Origin of the sequence: Amycolatopsis pigmentata, assembly GCF_042684065.1 — a bacterium.
GTDB classification, from domain to species: domain Bacteria; phylum Actinomycetota; class Actinomycetes; order Mycobacteriales; family Pseudonocardiaceae; genus Amycolatopsis_E; species Amycolatopsis_E pigmentata.
Genome location: NZ_JBHUKR010000002.1, coordinates 1 through 21,704, shown reverse-complemented (window position 1 = coordinate 21,704; position 21,704 = coordinate 1). Strand labels below are relative to the sequence as shown.

15 protein-coding genes and 1 pseudogene are annotated in these 21,704 nt (G+C 63.6%); 11 read left to right on the top strand and 5 right to left on the bottom strand.

Annotation, left to right across the window (positions count from 1 at the left end):
* Positions 1-202 precede the first annotated feature (202 nt).
* The 6 genes and pseudogenes from ACFSXZ_RS00510 (at position 203) to ACFSXZ_RS00485 (ending at position 5,158) form a co-directional block, all read left to right on the top strand.
* On the top strand, positions 203-592 hold the full coding sequence (locus ACFSXZ_RS00510) for a hypothetical protein (protein ID WP_378260033.1): 390 nt from the start codon (positions 203-205) through the stop codon (positions 590-592).
* A gap of 63 nt (positions 593-655) precedes the next feature.
* Complete coding sequence (locus ACFSXZ_RS00505) at positions 656-1,894, top strand: DNA polymerase III subunit beta (protein ID WP_378260031.1); 1,239 nt, start codon at positions 656-658, stop codon at positions 1,892-1,894.
* A gap of 110 nt (positions 1,895-2,004) precedes the next feature.
* A complete protein-coding gene (locus ACFSXZ_RS00500) occupies positions 2,005-2,982 on the top strand; it encodes a hypothetical protein (protein WP_378260029.1) in 978 nt (325 codons plus the stop codon).
* Between the two features lie 252 nt (positions 2,983-3,234).
* Positions 3,235-4,023, top strand: a complete 789-nt coding sequence (locus ACFSXZ_RS00495) for a hypothetical protein (RefSeq protein ID WP_378260027.1) — start codon at positions 3,235-3,237, stop codon at positions 4,021-4,023.
* Between the two features lie 75 nt (positions 4,024-4,098).
* Positions 4,099-4,458, top strand: a pseudogene (locus ACFSXZ_RS00490) (helix-turn-helix domain-containing protein); the annotation flags it as partial.
* A 106-nt stretch (positions 4,459-4,564) separates the two neighbouring features.
* Positions 4,565-5,158 carry an IS630 family transposase gene (locus tag ACFSXZ_RS00485; protein WP_378260025.1) on the top strand — a complete coding sequence of 198 codons (594 nt, stop codon included), beginning with the start codon at positions 4,565-4,567 and terminating at the stop codon, positions 5,156-5,158.
* Between the two features lie 517 nt (positions 5,159-5,675).
* Here the strand turns inward: ACFSXZ_RS00485 and ACFSXZ_RS00480 are convergent.
* The gene (locus tag ACFSXZ_RS00480) at positions 5,676-7,274 is read right to left on the bottom strand and encodes a UvrD-helicase domain-containing protein (protein WP_378260343.1); all 1,599 of its coding nucleotides are present in this window, start codon (positions 7,272-7,274) and stop codon (positions 5,676-5,678) included.
* A 53-nt stretch (positions 7,275-7,327) separates the two neighbouring features.
* A complete protein-coding gene (locus ACFSXZ_RS00475) occupies positions 7,328-9,283 on the bottom strand; it encodes an ATP-dependent nuclease (protein WP_378260023.1) in 1,956 nt (651 codons plus the stop codon).
* A 240-nt stretch (positions 9,284-9,523) separates the two neighbouring features.
* Here ACFSXZ_RS00475 and ACFSXZ_RS00470 point away from each other — a divergent pair, with 240 nt between their 5' ends.
* A complete protein-coding gene (locus tag ACFSXZ_RS00470) occupies positions 9,524-10,948 on the top strand; it encodes an AbiJ-related protein (RefSeq protein WP_378260021.1) in 1,425 nt (474 codons plus the stop codon).
* A gap of 45 nt (positions 10,949-10,993) precedes the next feature.
* Here ACFSXZ_RS00470 and ACFSXZ_RS00465 read toward each other — a convergent pair whose 3' ends face one another.
* From ACFSXZ_RS00465 to ACFSXZ_RS00455, 3 genes are read right to left on the bottom strand one after another with little or no spacing between them, the layout of a single operon-like run.
* Positions 10,994-11,962: a C40 family peptidase gene (locus ACFSXZ_RS00465; protein WP_378260019.1), complete on the bottom strand. Its 969-nt coding sequence runs from the start codon at positions 11,960-11,962 to the stop codon at positions 10,994-10,996.
* 9 nt (positions 11,963-11,971) lie between these two features.
* Complete coding sequence (locus ACFSXZ_RS00460) at positions 11,972-13,009, bottom strand: replication-relaxation family protein (protein WP_378260017.1); 1,038 nt, start codon at positions 13,007-13,009, stop codon at positions 11,972-11,974.
* 40 nt (positions 13,010-13,049) lie between these two features.
* The gene (locus ACFSXZ_RS00455; RefSeq protein ID WP_378260015.1) at positions 13,050-14,711 is read right to left on the bottom strand and encodes a type IV secretory system conjugative DNA transfer family protein; all 1,662 of its coding nucleotides are present in this window, start codon (positions 14,709-14,711) and stop codon (positions 13,050-13,052) included.
* 198 nt (positions 14,712-14,909) lie between these two features.
* Here ACFSXZ_RS00455 and ACFSXZ_RS00450 point away from each other — a divergent pair, with 198 nt between their 5' ends.
* The 4 genes from ACFSXZ_RS00450 to ACFSXZ_RS00435 all read left to right on the top strand — a co-directional run bounded on the left by ACFSXZ_RS00450 (position 14,910) and on the right by ACFSXZ_RS00435 (position 21,285).
* Positions 14,910-15,869, top strand: a complete 960-nt coding sequence (locus ACFSXZ_RS00450) for a tyrosine-type recombinase/integrase (RefSeq protein WP_378260013.1) — start codon at positions 14,910-14,912, stop codon at positions 15,867-15,869.
* Positions 15,862-16,578, top strand: coding sequence for a hypothetical protein (locus ACFSXZ_RS00445; RefSeq protein ID WP_378260011.1), 717 nt, complete (start codon positions 15,862-15,864; stop codon positions 16,576-16,578). The genes ACFSXZ_RS00450 and ACFSXZ_RS00445 overlap by 8 nt, the downstream gene beginning before the upstream one ends.
* 499 nt (positions 16,579-17,077) lie before the next feature.
* Positions 17,078-19,921, top strand: coding sequence for an NACHT domain-containing protein (locus ACFSXZ_RS00440; RefSeq protein ID WP_378260009.1), 2,844 nt, complete (start codon positions 17,078-17,080; stop codon positions 19,919-19,921).
* A 923-nt stretch (positions 19,922-20,844) separates the two neighbouring features.
* A complete protein-coding gene (locus ACFSXZ_RS00435; RefSeq protein ID WP_378260007.1) occupies positions 20,845-21,285 on the top strand; it encodes a hypothetical protein in 441 nt (146 codons plus the stop codon).
* Positions 21,286-21,704 lie beyond the last annotated feature (419 nt).

Here is a 21,704-nt window from a genome sequence, read left to right as displayed (position 1 = left end):
GCGGGCAGGTCACTTCCAGGGCGTGCCCGCGGGCCTCCTCTGATCTTTATTCCGTTCTCTATGCCTTATGAGGTTTGTGATGTTTGCTGCACTGTCTGTCGACGGTAACTCCGCCGAGTTATGCGATGAGATGCCGGGCACGGTCTGCCTGGAATTCAACACCGACTCCGCGACGCACCGTTGCCGCGCTTGCGGTGAAGAGTTGACCGAATCGCCGGACGGCTACGAAACCGCATCGGGCGAGGCTACATGCGCCGACTTCGAACCGGTCGGGGAGATCGACCCGGACAGTGGCGAGGGCCCGCACGATCCGGAACGAATCCCGTTGTCGTGGTGCAACAGTGCCGCGGTGCACACCGACGAGTCGGAGGACTCCGTCACGGTGTCCATTTCGGTCGGCGACCCTCGTGGTGCGTTCACCTTCACGATACGGCGCGTACCTGATGACGTCGGCAGCAACCTTGCGGGTCACTTGATCATGCACACCCCGTATGCGGGGCAACCGTTGCCGCACAAGGAACTAACACCGCTGCACGGTGGCACCTTTGTAGTCGGACCCTACGCTCCGGCGCGCCATCTGCGTGCGGCCTGAACCGTGCCGCCGCACCCTCTTTCCGCTCATTCACACCACTGTTGATCTACGGAGGTATTCAAGATGACCATCACCACCGACCGTCCGGCCACCGTGCGCACCGTGTCGGCTGCCCGGCTGAGCTTCACCACCGATCGCGCCGCCCTGGCCGACGCGTTGACGACCGTCGGGCTGGTCGTGCCCAAGCGGCCGCCTTTGCCGATTCTGGGCGGTGTACTGCTGCAGGCTCGTAACGGTCACCTCACGGTCAGCGCCACCGATTACGAGACCGCCGTGACCGTTCGCGTGCCAGGTGCGGTGCAGGCCGCGGGTACCGTGCTTGTTGATCACAGTGAACTCATCAGGTTACTCGGGGCTCTGGTCAAGGGTTCCCGCAAGCGGGACGCCGACGCATTGCCGGTTACTGTCCGCATTCTGGATGACGGCACCGCAGTAGTTGATCTTGCCGGGTACACGATGCCGGTCACCAGTTTCCCCGCCGCGGACTACCCCACGATCCCGGATGTCGCGCGGCCTGTCGCGTCTGTCGAGCGAAAACGGTTCACCCAGGAGATGGCGCGCGTGATGATCGCCGTCGGCACCGACGACACCGTGCCCATGCTCACCGGAATCAACCTCAAGATCACCGCCGATGCGGTCACCTTGGCCGCCACCGACCGGTATCGACTGGCAATCGCGCCCCTGCCCGCCAAATCCACGGGGCGCACGGTGCAGACAGCCAGCGCACTGGTTCCCGGGCACCTGGTCGCGCCAGTCGTCAAACGGTTCGGCGGTGACCGCGTGCACCTTGGGTTTGACGACGCCGCGAGTCCGTCGGTCGTATCGCTGGCATGTGGCGATGTCATCGTGTCGGTTCGGACGCTCGACGCCGAGATGCCGCCGTATCAGACGTTCATTCCCGAGACCGCGGCCGGCACCGTGCAGACCGGCCGTGCCGCGCTGTTGGCAGCGACACGACGCGCGGCGGCCGTGTTGGATGCGAAACGCGACCGTGACGGGCACATTGTTTTGACGGTCACCCGTGAGTCGCTGTCGGTCGCACCCGTGCTCGGCCACCACGCCGACGCCGTGGCCGCACCCGAGCAAGCCGCCACCGTTGACGGGATCACTGACCCGGCGGCGTTCTGGTTCAAGCCCGCGTATCTCGCCGATGCCCTCACCAGTTTCACCGGCGAGACGGTCACCCTGCACACCCAAACGACGGTCACCCGTCCCGTGCTGCTCACCGACACTCCGGACGGGATCAACGACCGTGCCGCCTTCTGCCACGTGATCGTGCCGGTCCGCGCACCCCAGGACTGAGCCCGCGTCCGTCCACAAGCGACATTACTTGTGTGGTGTCTCGGGACAGCAACCCCGATTCGCCACACCGCACCCAACACCGCACCCACCCCTGAGGAGAAGTGACTGCGATGACTCGCACACCCAAGCGCCGCGCGTCTACCGACCGCCGGACCTCCCGCCGCACGCTGTCGCCTGAGGAACGGGCCGAACGATTGTCGGCCGCCCGGCAACAGTTACTCGACGGCGTGGACAAGCTCATGACCGCTGACGGTTGGCAGCAACTGATCACCTCGCGCGCGTGGCTTCGCCGCTACAGCTTGAACAATCTGATCATGATCTTGCAGCAATGCCCGGAAGCCACCGACGTTCGCCCGCTGTCGGAGTGGCGGAAAGAGGGGTACGGGTACATGCGCAAGGGTACTCACAAGATCAAGATCTGGAAGCCTCGCTTTCGCATGCTCGATGCCGACGACGGTAGCGACTCCACCAGCGATGAGGAGACGTCGGGGAAAGCCGCACTGTCCGGCTTCATGCTGGTGCCCGTCGTTGATGTCTCCCAGCTACAGGGCGATCCGGCGGCGAATCGGCCGGCTCCGCCGCTGCCGGTTGAGTTGTCCGGCGACGCCCCCGCCGGGCTCTGGGACGGGATCGCAGCGCAGATCACCGCGCGCGGCTACCGGATCGAGCCGGGGGACTGTGGCGGCGCGTTCGGGCAGACCGTTTGGGCTGAGCGGCGTGTGACCGTACGCGCCGACGTCGACTGCGCTCAAGCGGCCAAGACGCTCACGCACGAGTTGGCGCACATCCTGTGCGACCACGAAACCCGCACCGACACCCCGCGCCCGCTGCGAGAAGTCGAGGCCGAATCGGTGGCGTGCATCGTGGCCGCGATCTGCGGCCTCGACACCCTGGCCTACTCCGTGCCGTACGCGGTCGGATGGGCCGCCGATCGCGACACCGCCCGTGCTTCGGCTGAGCGCGTGCTCACTGTCGCGGACGCCATCCTCGAACGGCTCGACCGGGCGCCGCGTCAACCGGCCACGGTCGACACGGACAGCAACGCCGTCGATGTTGCGCAGCGCGCCGTGCCCGCCGCGGTCGCGTGACCAGGTCCCGTCTGGTCACCACCTTTCACCGTCGCACGCCCCATGTCGGCGGTGCCGTTTGCCCGACACCGGCCAACATCACCCTCAGAGAAGTTGATCAATGGCTACGTCCTATAGAACCGAGCCGTTTATCACCTTCCTGACCGTGTGCACCGACGGATTCCTTGTCACCTGAACCGCTTCCAGTCAACATCCCATTCGATAATCCATAAAGGACATGTAATGCCTGCGCGAATTTTAGGATGTTCTGAGTTGTATGGCCGCTTGCGTTATGCCGTCAACCAGATGGGCGCCCAGCGGCGAACTCGCCTCCCTGCCGAGGTGTTTTCCTACTTCACCGAACACGGTAGCCCTGTGGACCTGCACGGCCACGTGCTGCACACCCTCGGCGTTACCGCCGACACGCTTGGCGCCCTCTGTATGGAAGGTGTCGACGTTGTCTACCGGGAATGCGGTTTCTCCTTGACGGAGAAAGCCTTGCGTCTGGCGCAGTTCTCACAGGAGTTCGAAGAATCCTGGGTATGGGGTGACGCCGTCGAGACCGCTGCTCGCTTGGCACGCCAACTCGACGACACCCAGGCCGACCGTCGACTCGGTGACGCCGCCCTGCTTGCTGTCCTGCGCTATGTCGCACACCGTCAACCATCGGAGATGACGCCGCTGCCCGGGTGGCTGCCTCATGACACTCCGCTGTTCATCGACGGATACCCGACCACGTTGCTCGGGCACGCCGCGGCGGACCTGCACGTCGACGCCGTCACCGCCACCTACCTGGCCGAGCCCAGTGCCACCGAGTTGTTCCATGCCCTCGGCTGGCAACTCTCACCCCGGGCTCAAGCCGTGGCGGATGTCGCGCAAGAGCGCGAATCCCACGGCGAGAGTTGGCCCGACGCGATCACCGCGGCCGAACAGGCTCTTCTCGATCACCTCGAGCGCCAGGAGTGGGACCGATGGCAGCCCGCAGGACGCTCGCCGCGTTGCCATGACCTTACGACTGGTCACCTGACTACTGATGATGACCCGGGCCATTACAGAGGTTGAAGCGTCGGGGTTGATCTTGGCCTGATCGGCGTGTCCTCGTTGATCGTGATCGGCTGATGATCTACCCAGGGGTGGATGAGGTACGCGGATGGAGGTGGCCTGACCGAGCAGGGCAGGGCCAAACGGGAGTCGGTCCGGTTGCAGGCGGGCGAGTGGTTCGCCCAGGAGATACCGGTCCGCGAGATCGCGCAGCGGCTGCGGGTGTCGGCCAATGCGGTGTATGTGTGGCGGCGCCGGTGGCGTGAGGGTGGCCCGGAGGCGTTGGTGTCGAAGGGCCCGAGCGGATCGGCCTGCCAGTTGGATGAGCAGCGGCGGGCCCGGCTGGCGCGGGCGTTGGAGGCCGGTCCTGCCGCGTATGGGTTCGGTGAGGATCAACGCTGGACGCTGGCGCGGGTGGCTGATCTGATCGCCCGGTTGTTCCATGTCCGCTACACCCTGCGCGGGGTGTCGTATCTGTTGCACCGCATGGGGTTCTCGCCCCAGGTTCCGGCGGGGCAGCGGAGCGCGACGACCAAGCGATTACCACGTGGCGGAAGGAGACGTGGCCGGCAGGAAAACGGTAGCGGCGGAGCAGGGCGCCTGGCTGTGTTTCGAGGACGAGGCCGGTCAGACTCTGCGTCCGCCGAAAGCCCGCACCTGGGGCCGTCGCGGACACACCCCGCAGGTTCCGGTGTCCGGCAAGGGATCCGGCCGGATCTCGGTCGCCGGGCTGGTGTGTCTCAAGCCCGGCCGGCGGTCCCGGTTGATTTATCGCATCCGTACTCACCGCGGCCGTAAGGGTGAGCGGCGTAGTTTCGCCGAGGCCGGTTACGCCGCTTTGCTCGACGCAGCACACCAGCAACTGGGCGGCCCCATCGTGTTGATCTGGGACAATTTGAACACCCACATCAGCGCGGCGATGCGCGAGCTGATCGCGGCACGCGACTGGCTGCACGTCATCCGGCTTCCCGCCTACGCCCCCGACCTCAACCCCATCGAACACGTCTGGTCCCACATCAAACGCAGCCTGGGCAACCTCATCGTCCACGGGATCGACCACCTCGTCACCGTGATCAAAAACCGGCTCAAACGCATCCAATACCGACCCGAACTCCTCGACGCCTTCTTCACCCACACCGGCCTGGAACCACCGTAACCCCAACCATTCAACCTCTGTAGCGTGCTCCGTGGACACCCATAGACCTGTTTCCACACTTATGCAGGGAAGGTCATGTAATGTGTCTTTCGAGGGCCAACTGTAGTGTTCCCGATGGATATTTTCTGATCGATGAAAATGCTCTGTATTTCCTCTGGTTTCAGAAGATGGAATTACGCTTCACTATTTAGACCCGGCGGGTGAACACCTCCGTAGAGGCGCAGCAACTCACCCGCCGGGCATCCAACACCGCTCACCGACTGAGGGTGGGCGGATCTCAAGTCTAGCGCACTGCCCAGCAGCCAAGGAACGCCACCACGTGTCGCCGTCGCCTGCCTGGGGTCTGGCTCCTGGTCCAGGTGCTCATATGCGCGGTCGGCGGGGCGCCGCCCTAGAGTCATTGTCCCCGAAATTCCTCACCCGAGCAGAGTTGGCATATCGACTCGATCGAATATTCGGAAATTATATGGAGAGGATCAAGGCTGCCCCAACCCGGCAATTACTACTGAACATCACACTAGCCTTCGCGGGCGAAGTCCAAGAACCCTTGGTGTGGTGTACGCCATTCGTCCCATCTTTTCGTGGGTCCCTTTGGTCGATCGCGGTGCTTGGTGTGAGTCAACACAAGATGCTGCTTCGCGCGGGATATCGCGACGAAGAACTCGGACGTCGCCGTGGTGGGATCCCAGAAGAGTTGCTCCTCGATCCCGAGGACCACGACCTTCTCGAACTCCAGGCCCTTGCACTTGTGGATGGTCAGGAACCGGATAGCGTCTACCTCTGAAAGGCGCTGGAGTGCTTGGACGGCGTCTCCGTCAACGGCAAGCTCCCGGTCGAAAGCTTCAAGTGCCTGCTCGATCAGGTCGTCGAGCCGTGTGCCCTGCTGGTACCCGGTCGACAAGGCGGTCAGAACCGGTCGTGACACCAGTTGCAGGAACTCGTGGACGAGGGTCTTCCATGCAGCAGGCTCTCCGGTCTTGAACTTGGGGCTGCGTACGGTCGTTCGGGTCGTGCCGACCATTCGCTTCAACTGGCTGTCCAAGCGTGATGCCTCGTCCTCGGATGCGCTCGATCGGTTGGCGACCCTCATGAGTTCGGTATACGCGTCGGGCTGCCTGTCGTCGGCGATCACGCGGATGAAGTTGAAGACGAGTGCAGCTACTGGTTCCGCGGTGAGGTCCTGGCTCTCTTGCTCGTTGCGGAAGGGAATTCCTCGGTCTACGAGCTTCCTGCCGAGCGCTGCCGCGACCAGATGCGGCTGCTGGCGCACGAGGATGGCGATTTCGCGTGATGGCACACCCTGGTGGAGCCAGTCGTGGATGAGGTCCGCGACAGCCAGTGCCTCGTCGTGTTCGGTGTCGAAGTCGAGCACCTCGATGACGCCGTCGTCTCCGGCCAGCTCCTCGTCGGGGCTGACAGCCGCGGGGTCCATCTGCGCGATCATTCGGTTCTGCATCCGTCGCAGCCGGGGCGCCGAGCGGAAGTTCTGGTACAGAGGAAGCGGCCGGGCCGAGAAGTCCTCGGCAAAGGTTTGCATTACCCCGTCCAGTGCGCCAGCCCAGGCCATGATCCGCTGCTTGGTGTCGCCGACTGCAGTCAGGACGGCTGTTGCGTGGCCGAATGCTGCCCTGATCAGCTGGTATTGCTGGCTGGTGCAGTCCTGGAACTCGTCGAGGAACACGTGGCTGTATGTCTGGCGGATGCCTCCTTGGGCGTAGGCGTTGGTCTCGACGATCTCCAACGCCAGGGGAACCAGGTCGGAGAAGGTGATCTGCTCACCCTCGATCCGGGTGTCGGGATCGATCCGGTAGTCCGGGTTGAGGGCGTTGTATCCGGTCAGTGCGGGCCGGAAGTTGTCGATCACGCGCTTGGCGAAGGCGTGGAAGGTGAAGCTGTCGAACCTGGCCGCGAGCCGTGAGCCAGAGCGACGGCGGACTCGCTCTCGCAGGTTGCGGGCGGCGTCGACCTTGAAGGACACCGCCAGGATCCTGCGCGGGTAGGGGCACTGTCCGGTACGTAGCAGGAAGTCCGCCCGTTGGGCGAGCAGTTCGGTCTTCCCGGCCCCAGGTCCAGCGGCGACGACGACGTTCTCGTCTGGCATGGTGACAGCCGACATCGCGTTTGGTTCGAGGACAAGGCCGTCGACCGGGTGCCACTGATCGCGGCGGATCATTCCGGCAGCCCAGCGAGGTTCGTGCGCACGTGTTCGACCAGTCGAGCAAGCACGTCGGGGAGGTCAGCCAGCAACTGCTGATCATTCAGGGCAGCGAGAGCGGCCAGGTGCGCAGCGGGCTTGCTACCGAGATCGAACTTGTCGTGGTAGTCGTCGAAGAGCGCCAGGACGTCCTCGGGGAGGCGGTCTTCGTTCACGTGACTTTTTCCGAGCACAGCCACGATGGTGTCCTGGTCAGGTGCGGTCGACGCGCACGGCTCGGTAGGGTCGATGTCGTAGGCACCGGGGTATGCCGCCAGCATCATCAGGTCGAGGTCGACCGGGTGGGAGAAGAAGACGCCTTGCCCTTCCAGAACCTCGACGGGCCCGTGCCCGTCTTCGAAGCCGGGGTCGACCAGTGTTGGGAAGTCGTGGTCGTCATTCCACTTGGGAAGGTTGCTGATCTGCTCGTCCGTGTAGGTCTGTGGGCGGACGGCGTTGATCTGCTTCAGCGCATTGCGCACCCGTCCCCAGCCACCGTGGAAGCGGCCAGCGTCGAGGTCGAGAAGTGTCGCATGCGGGATCTCTAGCTCGTTGAGAAGGCGCCAGAAGTGATTTACGTGCCGGCCGCCCAAGGGGACCACCGATACGGATGCGTCGTCCTCGGCGATGCCGGCAGCCGCCAGGACACGGGGCAGGACCACCTGCTCGCTGTCGCCCTCACCGAGCACGACGAACCGGGAAAAGTACAACTCGGGGTAGGCCTGCACCGCCTCCCGAACGTACTTGGCGGCCGACTCGTCACCTTCGGGGAGGACGATGCGGTGGACGGTCGTCTCCCGGACAGTATTCAGCCTCAAGAAGCGGATCGAGCCGGGATCGACACGGCGCAACAGAGCGGGTGCATGCGTGGCAATGAGGGACTGTACGTCACCGTGTGCACACGCACCGCGTAGCTGGCGGATGATCCGACCGAGGTACTGCGGTGCGAGGCTATTTTCGGGCTCCTCGAGCGCGATGACGGTGTGCACGGGTGGGCGCAGGCGGTCGGCGTCGACGGAGGTCTCCTCGCCGTTGTTGACCCGCCGAGCCAGGGATTGCCAGGCAAGCACGAGCGAGATGTAGAGCAAGGACTTCTGTCCGTCGCTCAGCCGCTCGAAACTCAGCGGCGCCCCGTCGTGCGTGGGCGAGAAGGTCACGGTGAGCAGGCGCAGTACACCCTCCAGGTCACCTCGTCCGAAGGCGATCGATGGGTCCTTGAAGTACGCGCCGTGGTGCAGCCCGTGCCACTCGTCGGTGAGTCGAACGCCGATGCTCGACACGGTGGTGTTCTTGCCGAGCGATGCGGTGATCTCAGCGGTGAGGCCGCTCAGCGTCTCGCGTTCCGTAGTCCAGTCAGCGGCCCGGAGCGTCCGTCCGATGAGCGACGCCGTCGTGTACGAGACGTGATCGGCAGGGTCCCGACGAGCGGGAAGGTAGTGCACCTCGATGTGCCCGCGGTCATACCGTGACATGTCGGCACAGCGAGTGGGCTCACCCGTCCCGTCCGCCTCCAGCACGTACTCGATCTTCTCGTCGACGACACGGTCCGGGGCCAGCGACGCAGTCAGCCGCACACGGGTCCGCGGAACCCCATCGGCGGTGTCGATCGCCATATGCCAGAAGTTCGGTGGAACCGACGCATGCTGCCCGTCCGCACCTGCTTCCGGGAACTCGATATCCACCTCTAGCCATAAGGTCGGCTCCGCGGCTTGCACCTCGTCCGCGGATTGGTCGACGCGCACGTGGAAGTCCTCAAGGCGAATTTTCCGCTGAGATTCCAGCGGGCTGAACAGCCGCGACAGCGCTTCCAGGACAGTGGTCTTGCCCGAGCCGTTCGGACCGAGAACATACGTCAGATCATCGAGATCGATCGCCTTCGGTTGTGAACCGAAGGACTGGAAGTTGCTCAGCCGCAACGTCGTGATCTTCATCGGGTCGGCCCCCTTCCTCGCTGCATCGACCCAGCCGTAGGGTATCGGTGACCCCCTCGGTGTCGGTCGTCCGGCGGTCGACCTCGGGCAGGCTGCATACAGTCGCGGCTGACCACGTCGGGTCCGAAGGTGGCTCACGCTCGACGCCGGTCACGGTGCACGATGAGGTCATGGTGAAGACGGCGAACTTGTCGAGCCTTCAGACTAAACTGACCATATTGATGCGACCGGCTGGACTGGATGCCGTATCCGCTCGTCGGCGCGGGGCTGGGGTCTGAAATGGCAGGCGATCCGATTGCGGTAGACATCGAGGCCCGTGACCTGGTCCGCGAACTCGTGTCGAGTCTGCACTATCTCCGGCACGTCGATCTGGACACAGTGGGTGGGGCTCTGCGTCTGGCCATACCCGCACAGCATCCGGACCCGTCGCCCGCCGATGCCGTGAAGTCACTGTCCAAACGGCAGCGGCTCGACCTGGCCTTCGAGGCCATCGCACCGAGCGAATACGACGCCGTGTGCGCTCGTTTCCTCCAGCATGGCGATCTGACGATCGAGTTGAAGAACCGGGTCGAGGATCTGCTCTGGTCACGAGAGAACTGGCCGTCGATCACCGTCCGGACCCGCCGCGAAGTCGCCGAGGCGCTGGACGAGGTTGATGCGATCTGGTTGGAGTCCGACAAGTTGCTCGACCTGGTCAAGCGTCACTGGGTGCTGTCCTCGCCCGAGTGGTCGTTCGACTGGAAGGACCCCTACGAGTCGGTCGTCCAGCACATGATCCGGAACCCCGGCGACTGGACGACCATGGAGTTCTTCAAAGAAATCGGTGCTCTCGACGGCGGAGATCGCCGGTTCGTGCTGTTCCTTGAGGGACTGCTGTCCGGTTCGGTGAACCCGAAGGAGGCGCGACAACGTGAGTTGGCCGCGGCGATCTCACCGATTCTTGCCCGTGCTGGCCTGAAGATCGTGGAGTCCGGCACGACGGATGGCTACCCGGACTTCACGATCGTCGCTGCGGGAACACGCCCTCGCCCAGCCCAACTCATCCTCTTTGCAGGCCAGCACGGTAAGCCGAGTCTACGGGTACGCGACGTACTCGATCAGAGCATCGAGGTACTCACCGGAGATGACAGCGTGCTCGCGTACGACGTACCCGTCACTGAACGCGGTCTGACCTGGCGTGACGTCGAGTCGTGGTGGTCGCGACGCCAGGGCGTCCCACCTGAGCAGGCCAAACGTGAGCTTTGGCGACGTCTGACGAGTGTCTGCAGTGACGTGTCACCGGCCCAGCGTGCTCTTCTTGTCGCGTACTACGACTACGCGAAGGACCACGACCCGCTGTTCGCGTTGTTGCCCGAGGTTTGGCTGCACTGGGACCCAGTCTCGCGAAGACAACGAGGGGAGGACGCCTATCTCAACCAGCGCATGGATTTCCTGATGCTGTTGCCGAGGCTGAGGCGAGTCGTGCTTGAGGTCGACGGGGAGCAGCATTACACGACCTCTGCCCGTCAGCCGAGCCCGCGCATCTACAGCAAGACCACACGCGGCGATCGTGACCTCCGATTGGCCGGTTACGAGGTCTACCGCTTCAGTGGCTACGAGCTCGGCGAAGATCGCGCTGCAAACACAGTCTCGGAGTTCTTTGACCGGCTCCTGGATAGGTCATGAGCCGGGCATTCGACGACCACCCCACAAATTGGTAAAGGCCACTGGTCACCCTGGACGATTGCTCAAGTCAATTGGGCGCGTTGCCCCAGCGAATTCTCCGGATTGATATTGCTCAATCTGCACTGACTGTCCGAACGTCGGCGCATCGATCATCTTACCCGCGCCGATGTACAGACCGACGTGGTGAATGTTTGCGGGGGTGCCGTAGAAGACAAGATCGCCTGGCAGCAGCGGTTGTCCATCTGGGACTCGTGCACCTGAATCATATTGCATCTGTGCCGTTCGTGGTAGCGTGATTCCTGCTGCCGCATAGGCGGCCTTCGTCAGGCCAGAGCAGTCGAAACCGCCGTCGTCAGCGCCATTGCCGCCCCAGACATAGGGCAATCCTCTTTGACCGCAGGCAAAATTGATCGCAGCGAGTGCGGCGGGGTTGGGTGCTTGAATATTGGTGCAGTCTCCGGTGCCGGAAACGCCGTTGATGCAGGTGGCGGTTTGCGCAAGGTCGACCAGGTAGCGCGCGACGGGTTCGTGCTCGGTGTAAGCGTCGGGTGTGGCGGAGTGCTGAACGGCTTGGGCGGCCTCGGTGACGCTCATGTTCTGCCATCCGGGAATGGCGAGCAGATGGCGGTAGAACTGGGTGGCGGCGTAGGCGGGGTTCATGATCTGGTCGGGGTTGCCCCAGCCTTGGGATGGGCGTTGCTGGAAAAGGCCGAGGCTGTCGCGGTCGCCGTGGTCGAGGTTGCGGAGTCCGGATTCTTGGAGGGCGGCGGCGATCGCTATGACCCAGCCGTGTTCGGGCACGCCGAGTTGTTTGCCGACGGCAACGATGGTGGCGGCGTTGGCGAGTTGTTCGGGCTCGTAGCCGATCTGGGAGGCGGTGGTTCCGGTGACGGTGCAGGCGGTCGCGTTGGTATTGCTGCCGAGGAGGGCTTGGATGACGGCGATCGCGCCGCCAGCGATGAACAGGATGACCGTGGCGACGAGGGCGGTCCCGATGGCGGCGGCCTTGCCCATGAGGACGGGTCACCTCAAGCCTCGGTAGGCGGGTTGGGGTGGTGGCATCGGGTGCGGCGGCGCTAGGTCGACGCGTTTCTCGACCGGTAGACCGAGCCCGCGGGTATCCGGTGCGTGTGCTGCCGGTGGCATGAGCCCAGGCCAGAGCGCAGGGAGATCGGCCAGAGCGACGCGGCCGCCGGTTCCGGTGTCGCCAACGCCGAGCCACCGGGGTTGGGTCATGTCGAGCGGATCGGCGCTGGCTGGGGCGCTGGTGGTGGCGACGGGAACCCGGTCCGGGTGGTCGAGCGCGCGGAGGGTGTCGGCGAGTGTGCGCCGGACGGTGGCTTCGCGTTCCAGCGTGGGCAGCCAGATGAGGATGGGGGTGGTGATGCCTGTGGTGGTGGCGAGCTGTTCGTAGCGGGTGAGTTTGTTAGCGAGACGGGAGAGTTGCTCGGTGCCGAAGTCGAATTCGAGGAACCATTCGAGTTCCCGGCCCGCTTGGCGCCAGCGGCCGTAGCCGTCAGGGGTGATGATATCGCCCCAGTGCCGGCCGCAACGGGCGGCCGACCACCACGCGGTGAGCTCGCCGGTGGCGCCGGCGCAGCGGGCGTGGCGGACGAGGGTGGTGAACAGGCTGTTGCAGCCGACGGTGTGGGCGAGTTGGAGGGAGTAGGCGCGGCCGATTTCGCGGTCGCGGCTGTAGCGCAGGGCGGCGGGTTCCAGGCCGTGTTCGTGGGCGAGCAGGGTGGCCCCGGCGGTGTCGAGGACGTAGTGCATGGGGTGGGACCCGCTGTCGCGGTGGGGCTGGAAGCGGTGCAGGACACCCCACTGGTGCAGGTTGTGCAGCCGTAGGTTGGCCGCGCGGCGGCTGGGGAAGCACAGGTCGATGATCTGGTGGGTGGTGAACACCTTGTGTTCGAAGATCATCCGCACCAACCATCGATCCCGGGGCGTGAGGTGCTGAGCAAGCCAAGCATGATGCTCGGCCGAATTCCGGACACGCGGCATGGGGCGCTGGGCGCGGTGGCCGCGCAGCGCGCGCTGGGGCGCAGGAATGGATGCCATGACTGGATGGTCCTTTCCGTGTGACGATCGGCGGTCTCGTTTAGGCGGCGCGGCGTGGGTCGTGCGCGGTCGGCGGATCGGTGTTCTCGCTGCCGGGAATGGTCGTTGGCCGAGTTTTGATCGTGGCGAGGTGCCGGATTTTCCGGGCACGGCCAGGGATCGCCGGTGGGAGTTTCTGGGTCTGGGCGGTGAAAGCGGGTGCTTCTTCGCTGTCGAGCACGAGGCGGGCGGCGATGTGGAAGCGGCCGAGGTTGGCCAGATCATGCTCAGACAGCCTGGGCATCGTGTGTTGGGCGAGGTGTCGGGCGTCCTCGGGTGAGGCGTTGAAGATGATTTTGGTGCGGGCGTTGGTGGAGGTGCCTTCTTCGAGTTCGCGCGGGAGTTGGCGGAGGTATTGGTGCGCGAGCACCATGGATAGCCGGTAGCCGCGGGCTTCGGCGAGCATGTCTTCCAGCGGGTAGGCCAAATTGAGGAAGTTGTGGCACTCGTCGACGTATAAGGCGGCGTCGCGGCGGTCGCGTTGGCGGATACGGGCGCGGCGAGTGGCGGCCTGCCAGGTGCGCGCAACCACAATGGACCCAAGCAGCCGCGCGGTATCCATGCCGAGCGCATCCTTGCTGAGGCGCACGAGGCACATCTGTCCATCGAGCACACGGTCCATGTCCACTGTGGATTCTCCTCCGGCAAGGGCGCCGCGGACGAAGGGGCGCAGCAGCAGGCCGCGGAGTTTGTTCATCAGCGGTGCCACCACTTGGGCCCGACTGGCCTCGGAGAGCTCGTCGTACCAGGTCCAGAAGCCGCGCAGGACGTCGTCGCTGATCGCCTCGAGGGCGCGACGGCGGAACGCGGGCACGGTGAGCAGCTTGGGCAGATTTTCCAGGGTCGGGGTGCCGGGCAGCGCGCGCAGGGTCAGTAGGGCGGAGCGCAGGATGTCCTCTGTACGTGGCCCCCAACTGGCGGCGTAGACGTGGGCGAAGATCGACACGAGGTTGTCCACAGTTCGGGCGGTGTCCTCGCCCTCCAGGGGGTTGAGCACTGGCGGGCGGGTGCGGCTGGTGGCGTCGAAGAGCACTACCCGTTCGCCGAGCCGGATCGGTAGCCGCATCAGGATGTCCTGGATGAGATCACCCTTGGGGTCGATGACGACCAGTCCGCGGCCGGCGTCGGCATCGTCGAGGATCATGCGCGCCATCAGTTCGGACTTGCCGGATCCGGTGGCGCCGAGAATGTGCACGTGATGCCGGGCGTCGGCGACCTGCAACCCGACCGGGCGGGGATGGCCGGAGTCGGTGATCCCGATGGGTTTGATCCCGTCGCCGTCTGCGGGAATGCCGGGTGGGGGTGGGACGGCCTTGGCGCCCGCGCGTTGCAGACCGGGGATGCTCTCGTCGGTGGGCACGTGCGCGAGCGCGGCCAGTTCCGGAACCGAGAGCAGGTCACCGGCGGCGAGGCGCCGCTCGGCTACCGCGCGGATCGGGTGGCGGAGTTTCCCGCGGCGGTAGTAGTTGTGCTCGGTGAAGGTGGCGAACGCGCTGGCGATCGCGTGGGCCCGTCCGCGCAGATGGTCGCGCACGATTGTCCGGTCGGCGGGGGCGAAGTCGGCGGGTAGGAGGGTAGCGACCGCGTAGCGGATGATGGTTTCGTATTGCGGGCCGCGTTGCTTGGCGACGATCGCCCGGTCCTGCGCGGCGTTCTCCAGCACGGTCTGGTGATCCGGCTTCGGTGCGGGGGTGTTCGATCGGCGCGGGTCAAGGGGTCGCAGGTTCAAATCCTGTCGTCCCGACGGTCGAGAGGGTTTTCGCAGGTCAGAGCCTGTGGAAGCCCTCTTTTTGTGATCTTGGTGAGTTCTTCGAGGTCGAGCACGCCGCTCATGGACGCCTTGACTCGGAGGGTTTCACCGATGCCTCTGTTGGACCTGAACAAGCTCACGCTCGGCCTGTCGACGACGTGGGCCGGGTATCTGCGGGACTGGGACCGCACGTTGCGGTCGGCCAATCACCCGGAGACCACCCGCTACAACTACCTGCTCGCCGCCGCCCAGTTGGCTCGGTATCTGGAGGAGTACTCGCCGGACCCTGACGCCGACGAGGCGGCGGACGACCCCTGTGCGGTGACGAAGGCGCATGTGGAGGCGTTCCAGGGCTGGATGATCGAGACCCGCTCGGCGTCGACGGCGTTGAACAAGCACAAGGGGTTGCAGCAGTTCTTTAAGTGGCTGCTGGTGGACGAGCAGGACATCGAGCGCTCGCCGATGGAGCGGGTGAAGCAGCCCAAGACGCAGAAGAAGCTCATCCCCGTGATCAAGGATGACGACACCGCCAAGGTGCTGGGCACGTGCAAGGGCAAGGACTTCGTGCGGCTCCGGGACGAGGCGATCATCCGGCTGTACTACAACACCGGTGCCCGCCTGTCAGAGGTCGGCAACCTGCTCCTCGACGATGTGGACCTCGACACCGATTCGGTTCGGTATCGCGGCAAGGGCAACCGGGACCGGCGGGTGCGGTTCGGGCCGAAGACCGCGCGGGCGATCAGCCGGTATCTGCGGGCGCGAGCCAAGCGGAAGGAGGCGGAGTTGCCGGACCTGTGGCTGGCCGAGCGTGGTGGCCGGCGGCTGGCGCCGAACGGAATCAAGATCATGATCAAGCGGCGGGGCCTGGCGGCGGGGCTGTCCGGGGTGCATGCGCATCGGTGGCGGCACAACTTCGCCCATGAGTGGAAGCGCCGCGGCGGCGACACCGGCGATCTGATGTTGCTGTTGGGCTGGACCTCGGATGACATGCCGCGGCACTACGGCGCGAGCGCCGCGGCCGAACGTGCCCAGGAAACCCAGTTGCGGATGGGGATCGGTGAACATGCCTAACCCCCGGCACACAGACATGACGGTCCGGTCGGTATCGGTGATCATGGCAACGGTGGTCGGGCTGACGTTCCTCTTCGGGTTCGGCAATGTGCTCGACCTCGCCCTTCGGCTCGGTGTTCCGGTGTGGATTGCGCCGTTGGTGGCACCGGCGTTGGATTTGACGGTGCTGGGCCTGCTGGTCGCGACCCGGCATCTCGCCCTGAGCGGCGTCGGCCGCGAGGTGTTGAAGCCGGCGCGGCGGCTGTTGCTGGGTGCCAGCGTCGTGACCTTGGCGTTGAACGTGGCCGAGCCCCTGATCGCTGGGCATATCGGCCGGGCGTTGTTCGACGCGGTCGGGCCGCTGCTGTTGATGGGATGGGCAGAAGTCGGCCCCGGCCTGCTGCAGGCAATCACCACGGGGGCAGAGCGACAGGGCGAATTGGACGTGTCTGCCCGCCCTTCACCACTGCTCACCGTGGCCACCGGAGACGTGCGGCGTGACCGGGCTCCGGTGTCTGGGAAACCTGCCGAGGACGAGTTGCTTGCCCGGGCTCGTGTCGAGGATGCCCGGCACTGGGCGACGTGTCGCAGGCCGATTTCCGCGGAGACGCTGCGCAAGCGCCTCCACGTCAGTGCCGCCCGATCGAGAACGCTCGTCGCCCTGATCCGATCCGAACAACGACCGGAAGCCGAGCCCCGCGAGAACGAGCCGCCATTGCTATCTGCTTGATTAACACAGGCGGGCGCCCGAGGGGCGCCCGCCTGTGTTCGGGTCCTTATTGAGATCTGCCGATGAGATCCGGCAGTCACCAGGCCCGGCGCGGCGGGGCGCCGCCAGCAGGGACGACCAGGCGACAGCGGCGGGTATCGTCGAGTCCGACACCCGAGGAAGCAGAGCCGTGACGCCGTGCCCGAGGAAGCCTCCCAGCGGGTGAGCACATGCTGGAGGAACTGGAAGCAACTGCTGGCCCGGGCCGAGTTTGAGGAATCCTGGGCCTCCCCCACGTGGTTTTTCCGGAGAGTCTCTCCGGAAAAAGGGATCGTGAACTGGCTTCCCTGGGCATGCTTGTAAACGGGCGTGATCACTGCGACCTCGGTCCTGAGACAAGCAGACCAACTGTGCCAGTTCCTCGGGATTAATGACATCCGCGAGGGCGCGGGGCGTAGATTGATCATTGGGGCGTCGGTGGTCGACGGGAGCACCGATCGGTGGAAGGACAGCGGGCGTGATGGGTTACAACCTGGAGCAACTGGGGCCGATCGGATTTCAAGATCTAGCGGCTGCTCTTGTGTTGGAGTCGTTTGGCGTTGGTGTCCAGGTGATGGGGGCGGGCCGGGATGGTGGCCGGGACCTGTACCACGACGGTCCGCTTGTCTGGAAAGCGACTGAAGACGGGACCGGTGAGGTGTGGGAGGGGTACACTGTCTTTCAGGTCAAGCACAAGGCGCGTCTGTCTTCGCGCCCGGAAGACGACGCGAGCTGGCTGTGGGGCCAAATCCGCAAGGAACTTGACGAGTGGGCCGACCCGAAATCAGGCAGAAACCCCGTCCCGGACTTTCTCGTCGTGGTCACGAACGTTCCGCTGACTCCGGTACCTGGGGCAGGTGGACATGACCGGCTGCGCAAGGCTATTCAGGATTACATCGACAAGCTCGAAGACTCAAGTCACGATGTAGACGACGGTTCCGAGCGCAGGGCGAGGCATGCTCGAATATCGAAAATCCAGAAGTGGCGCGTGTGGGATGAGAACCAGATAAAGATACTGCTGACACGATACAAGGGTGTCCGGAATGCCTTCCCCGGCTTTTTGACCGCTGCAGACGTGTTCGCTCACCTGACACAGTTCACCAACGCTTTGCCAATCGAGCAACTTGGGCCGGGCCTTCGGGCGCACGCTCGGACGACATTGATAGGCGAAAGTGCCATCTACTTTGATGAGGCTGGCAGTGGGGATGGCAGTGGCATACCTGTTCATGAGGTCGTCATTGATCTGCCGGTGACTTCTGGAAATGGGGGTGAACGTGCCAGTGTCATTGGGAATGTGCTTGATCGGGGTGAGCGCATGTTGAGACCCAAGTTAACTGTACGCCGCGGTCCGCGTCACCTTGTTGTCGCGGGTGCTCCCGGTAATGGGAAGACCACGATCTCGAAATTTCTCGTCCAAGTTTACCGGGCTGCTATGCTCGCTGGGGCGAGTGATCTGAGCGGGGACCATGTGCGGGTTATCTCTGGCACGGAAGACGCGCTCAATCGGATGGGCAGGTCGCTACCCCGTCATCGGCGGTGGGCGATGCGCATTGACCTGGCCGAGTATGCCCAAGAAAACGGTTTCAATGAAGACTCGACGCTGATCAGGTATCTTGCCGAGCGGGTATCTAAGCGTTCAGATCTGGGGGATGTCAAGCCATCAGCGCTTGTCTCCTGGATGAGGCAATGGCCATGGTTCCTGGTCCTGGATGGACTTGACGAGGTTACCGAACCGGCGGTACGAAAGCGGTTGATTCAGCGGGTCACCGAGTTCGTCACCACTGCTGAGGCCGATGATTGCGATGTCTTCGTCGTTCTCACCACCCGGCCGATCGGCTATGTAGAGAACATTGCTCCTACACAATTTGAGCGTGTCGATCTGGACTATCTTGAACCCCCCGAAGCGGTGTCCTACGGCACCTTGGTGACGAGGGTACGACTGCGGAACGATCTCGACCGATTCGAGAAAGTTGTCCGGCAACTGACCCGAGCGGCCGAGGACGACGCGCTGAAAAACTTGCTGCGTACGCCGCTTCAGGTGCTCATCATGACGATCATTATGGGTGCTGCTGGTCAGCTCGCACCCGACCGGTTCAGCCTGTTCTGGGGCTATTACGACACCGTCTTCAAGCGGGAGCGAGACAAACAATCCGGATTCCATTGGATTCTCCAGAATCATGGACAGCAGATCCAGCAACTGCACGCGCGCGTTGGCTTTGAACTCCAGGTGCGCAGCGAAGCTGGTGACCGCTCTCATGCGACGCTCACGGGTCAGGAGTTGGAGGACCTGACCTGGCAAGTGCTTCATGACGCCGGTTTCAAGCCGTCTGGCGCGGATGCGGACTTGCATGCAAAGATCCTCACATCTGCTACACACCGTCTTGTGCTCATCGCGCCCCGCGGCGATCACGGCTATGGGTTCGACGTGCGATCACTGCAGGAACTTATGGCGGCCACGTACCTCACGACGGGGCCGCTGGACGTCGTCACGACACGTCTGCGGATCGCTGCCCCCAGCCCCCATTGGCGGAATACGTGGATCTTCGCGGCTGGTCGCCTGTTCTCTACGCCCCAAGACCACGAGCATCGGGCGGCTGTCGAACTCGTGGAGTCGATAGATAAAGGTGCCAGCGGTCGCTTGGGTGACATCGTGCCTGTCGGACCTCGGTTAGCTCTCGATCTCGTTGATGACGGCATGGCCCGATCACTCCCAATTTGGCGGGACCGGCTGATCCGATGCGGACTTCGAATCCTGCATGAGCCCACGCCCCCCGATCTCCCAGCGGTGGCTAGGGTGCTGGTGCGCTTTGCTGATACCGGCGACGAGCAACGGAAGGCCATTGAAGAGGCACTACGCGATGCGCTCGGCACATCGGGGACCGCACGCACAACTGCTGAGCAACTCCAAGCGCTGATCGGCTCCGTGGCCGCCGAGATCCATGCGCGAACGGCCACACGCGGACTTCGCGGCGTCCGGAAACGGCCGGGCAGCCAGCCACCGTCGGCGCTGCCCGACGGCTGGCCCGACTTCGAGGATGAAGTCACGACCTACCCCGCGCCGGAGGAGATCCTGGCCAAGGTACGACAAGCAGCCGTGTCGATTCGAAACATCACCAAACGTGGCACAGCGAGCGAGGGAGACGTCGATGCCATCATTACCGCCCTCACCGATGAGCGCGGTGCACCGGCGCTCAACGCTGCGCTCCAGCACGTCACGGCACACGAGCCGGTACTAGTCGGAACGCTGCGCGACGATGTCGTCCCCGGTGTTCTTCGGACAGCTATCGGTGAACGGCTACGAGGGGACCCGCGTGGAGCGGGATAGCCTTCATACATGCGCGCTCAGTCGATTCCCTGGATGCGTAGCACTTGCGTCTGCCGTCATCGCACAGAGACCTTGACTCCAGCACTGGCCGTGTCAACGTTTGATGGACCTCTTGTCGTTCATTCACCGTACAATGTGCGACCGGTTCAAGGAAGGGGCCGAGAGTGAGCGTCAGGGCGGAATTCTCTGCAGCCACCAAGAGAATAATGGCGGAGAGGGCCGGATATCAATGTTCTATTCTGAACTGTGGGCGGCTGACGATCGGTCCGGGGGTGGGGTCGCGGCAGACAGTGAATATTGGCGTGGCTGCTCACATTTACGCGGCGTCGCCGGAAGGTCCGCGAGGAACGGGTGGTCTATCCGTCGCGGAGCGTAGCGAGCCTGAGAATGGGATTTGGTGTTGCTTTGCTCATGGCAAATCCATTGATTCGGATGGTGGGTGTATTTATTCGGCAGCTCAACTCAGAGCGTGGAAGAGGCTGCACGAGGCTCGAAAGGCTGCCGAGGTAAACGGTGGAGCGCTGCATCATATTGGACTTGTTGAGTCTATATCGGTCAATTCTGCGCCAGTCACGTCGCTAGAGGGCCGAAAATTCGACCTCGGCATGCGGAATCTCATTACCGGACCCAATGCTAGCGGGAAGACAGTCCTAACCCGCCTCATTGCAAGCGTAGCCTACCCTGATCACGTAGCAAATATGTCACGTAGTCGGGATGTCGACATGGCAGTGCGATGGTTTGACCCACATACTCATGATGTTGCCACAAGGGGGCGCGCGGGCGACGTCACTCACATTCTAGATGGCGTTCCTGTACCCTATGTTGTGCGACCATATAAGACAATCCTGCTAGGGGAACCGCGGCCAGGCGCTGTCTGCAACATTGTTCATCTCGCTCAACTATTTGACCTGAGTGTGTCGTCAATGAAGGCAACACTTGATCTTTTTTCAAGTCAAAGCAACTTAGTAAGAGATGTTCGCTACGAAAACATGCAGGTGTACTGGACCGTGGAGGTTAATGGGCGCAAATGGGAGTCGACCGGCGCTCAGTTGAGCGGCAATCTGCAATCACTAATTCTCCTGGAACTAGCGGGCATTCATGCTCGATACCACGCGCGCGTTGAGCCGACCTTTCTGCTGCTCGATGGATTCACGAGTTTCTTGAATTCAGGAATTGTGATTGCCGCGCTGGAACATCTTCAGTGTGCTGCCGAGCATGCACAGGTGGCTATAGTAAGTGTCCATCGAGACCTCTTCAAGGCAGTTTCGTCTGATTGGATTGCGACCACGCTGGAAACATGCTCGTCTAACAGACTTGATACCCCGGTTGACTTTGAGGTTGCGGCTAGAACCGTGCCACAGTGAGCGACCATCCCTTCGCCCGCACTCCACGTGATCGACCGAGAGGTCCAGCACGCCGACTTTCGGTACGACGGTTGGGAGGACTACACCCGGGACGTAAACACTTTCATCTGCACCAAGGCGTCGGAACTGACCAGTCATAGCACGCAGCCTCGACAGCCGGGTTCCCGAAGGCGCAGCGTGGCGGCCACTCGCAAGAGTATTGTGCTGGTGCGCAGTGCCAGCTCTTGAACATGCTTTTATCTGGCGGCTTAGAGTAGGTTGTCGTAGTAGCTGCTGGCTGACCTGTTCTCTATTGCCTGGCGACAGGCGGGGCAGAGGACACCGCCGGGTCCGGTTGGGGCGCGGCCGCACTTCGCGCAGTTTGACTTTGTGTTGGTGGTTTGATCGTGTATTGGGTTTTCACAGTGGGTGCTTGTCGC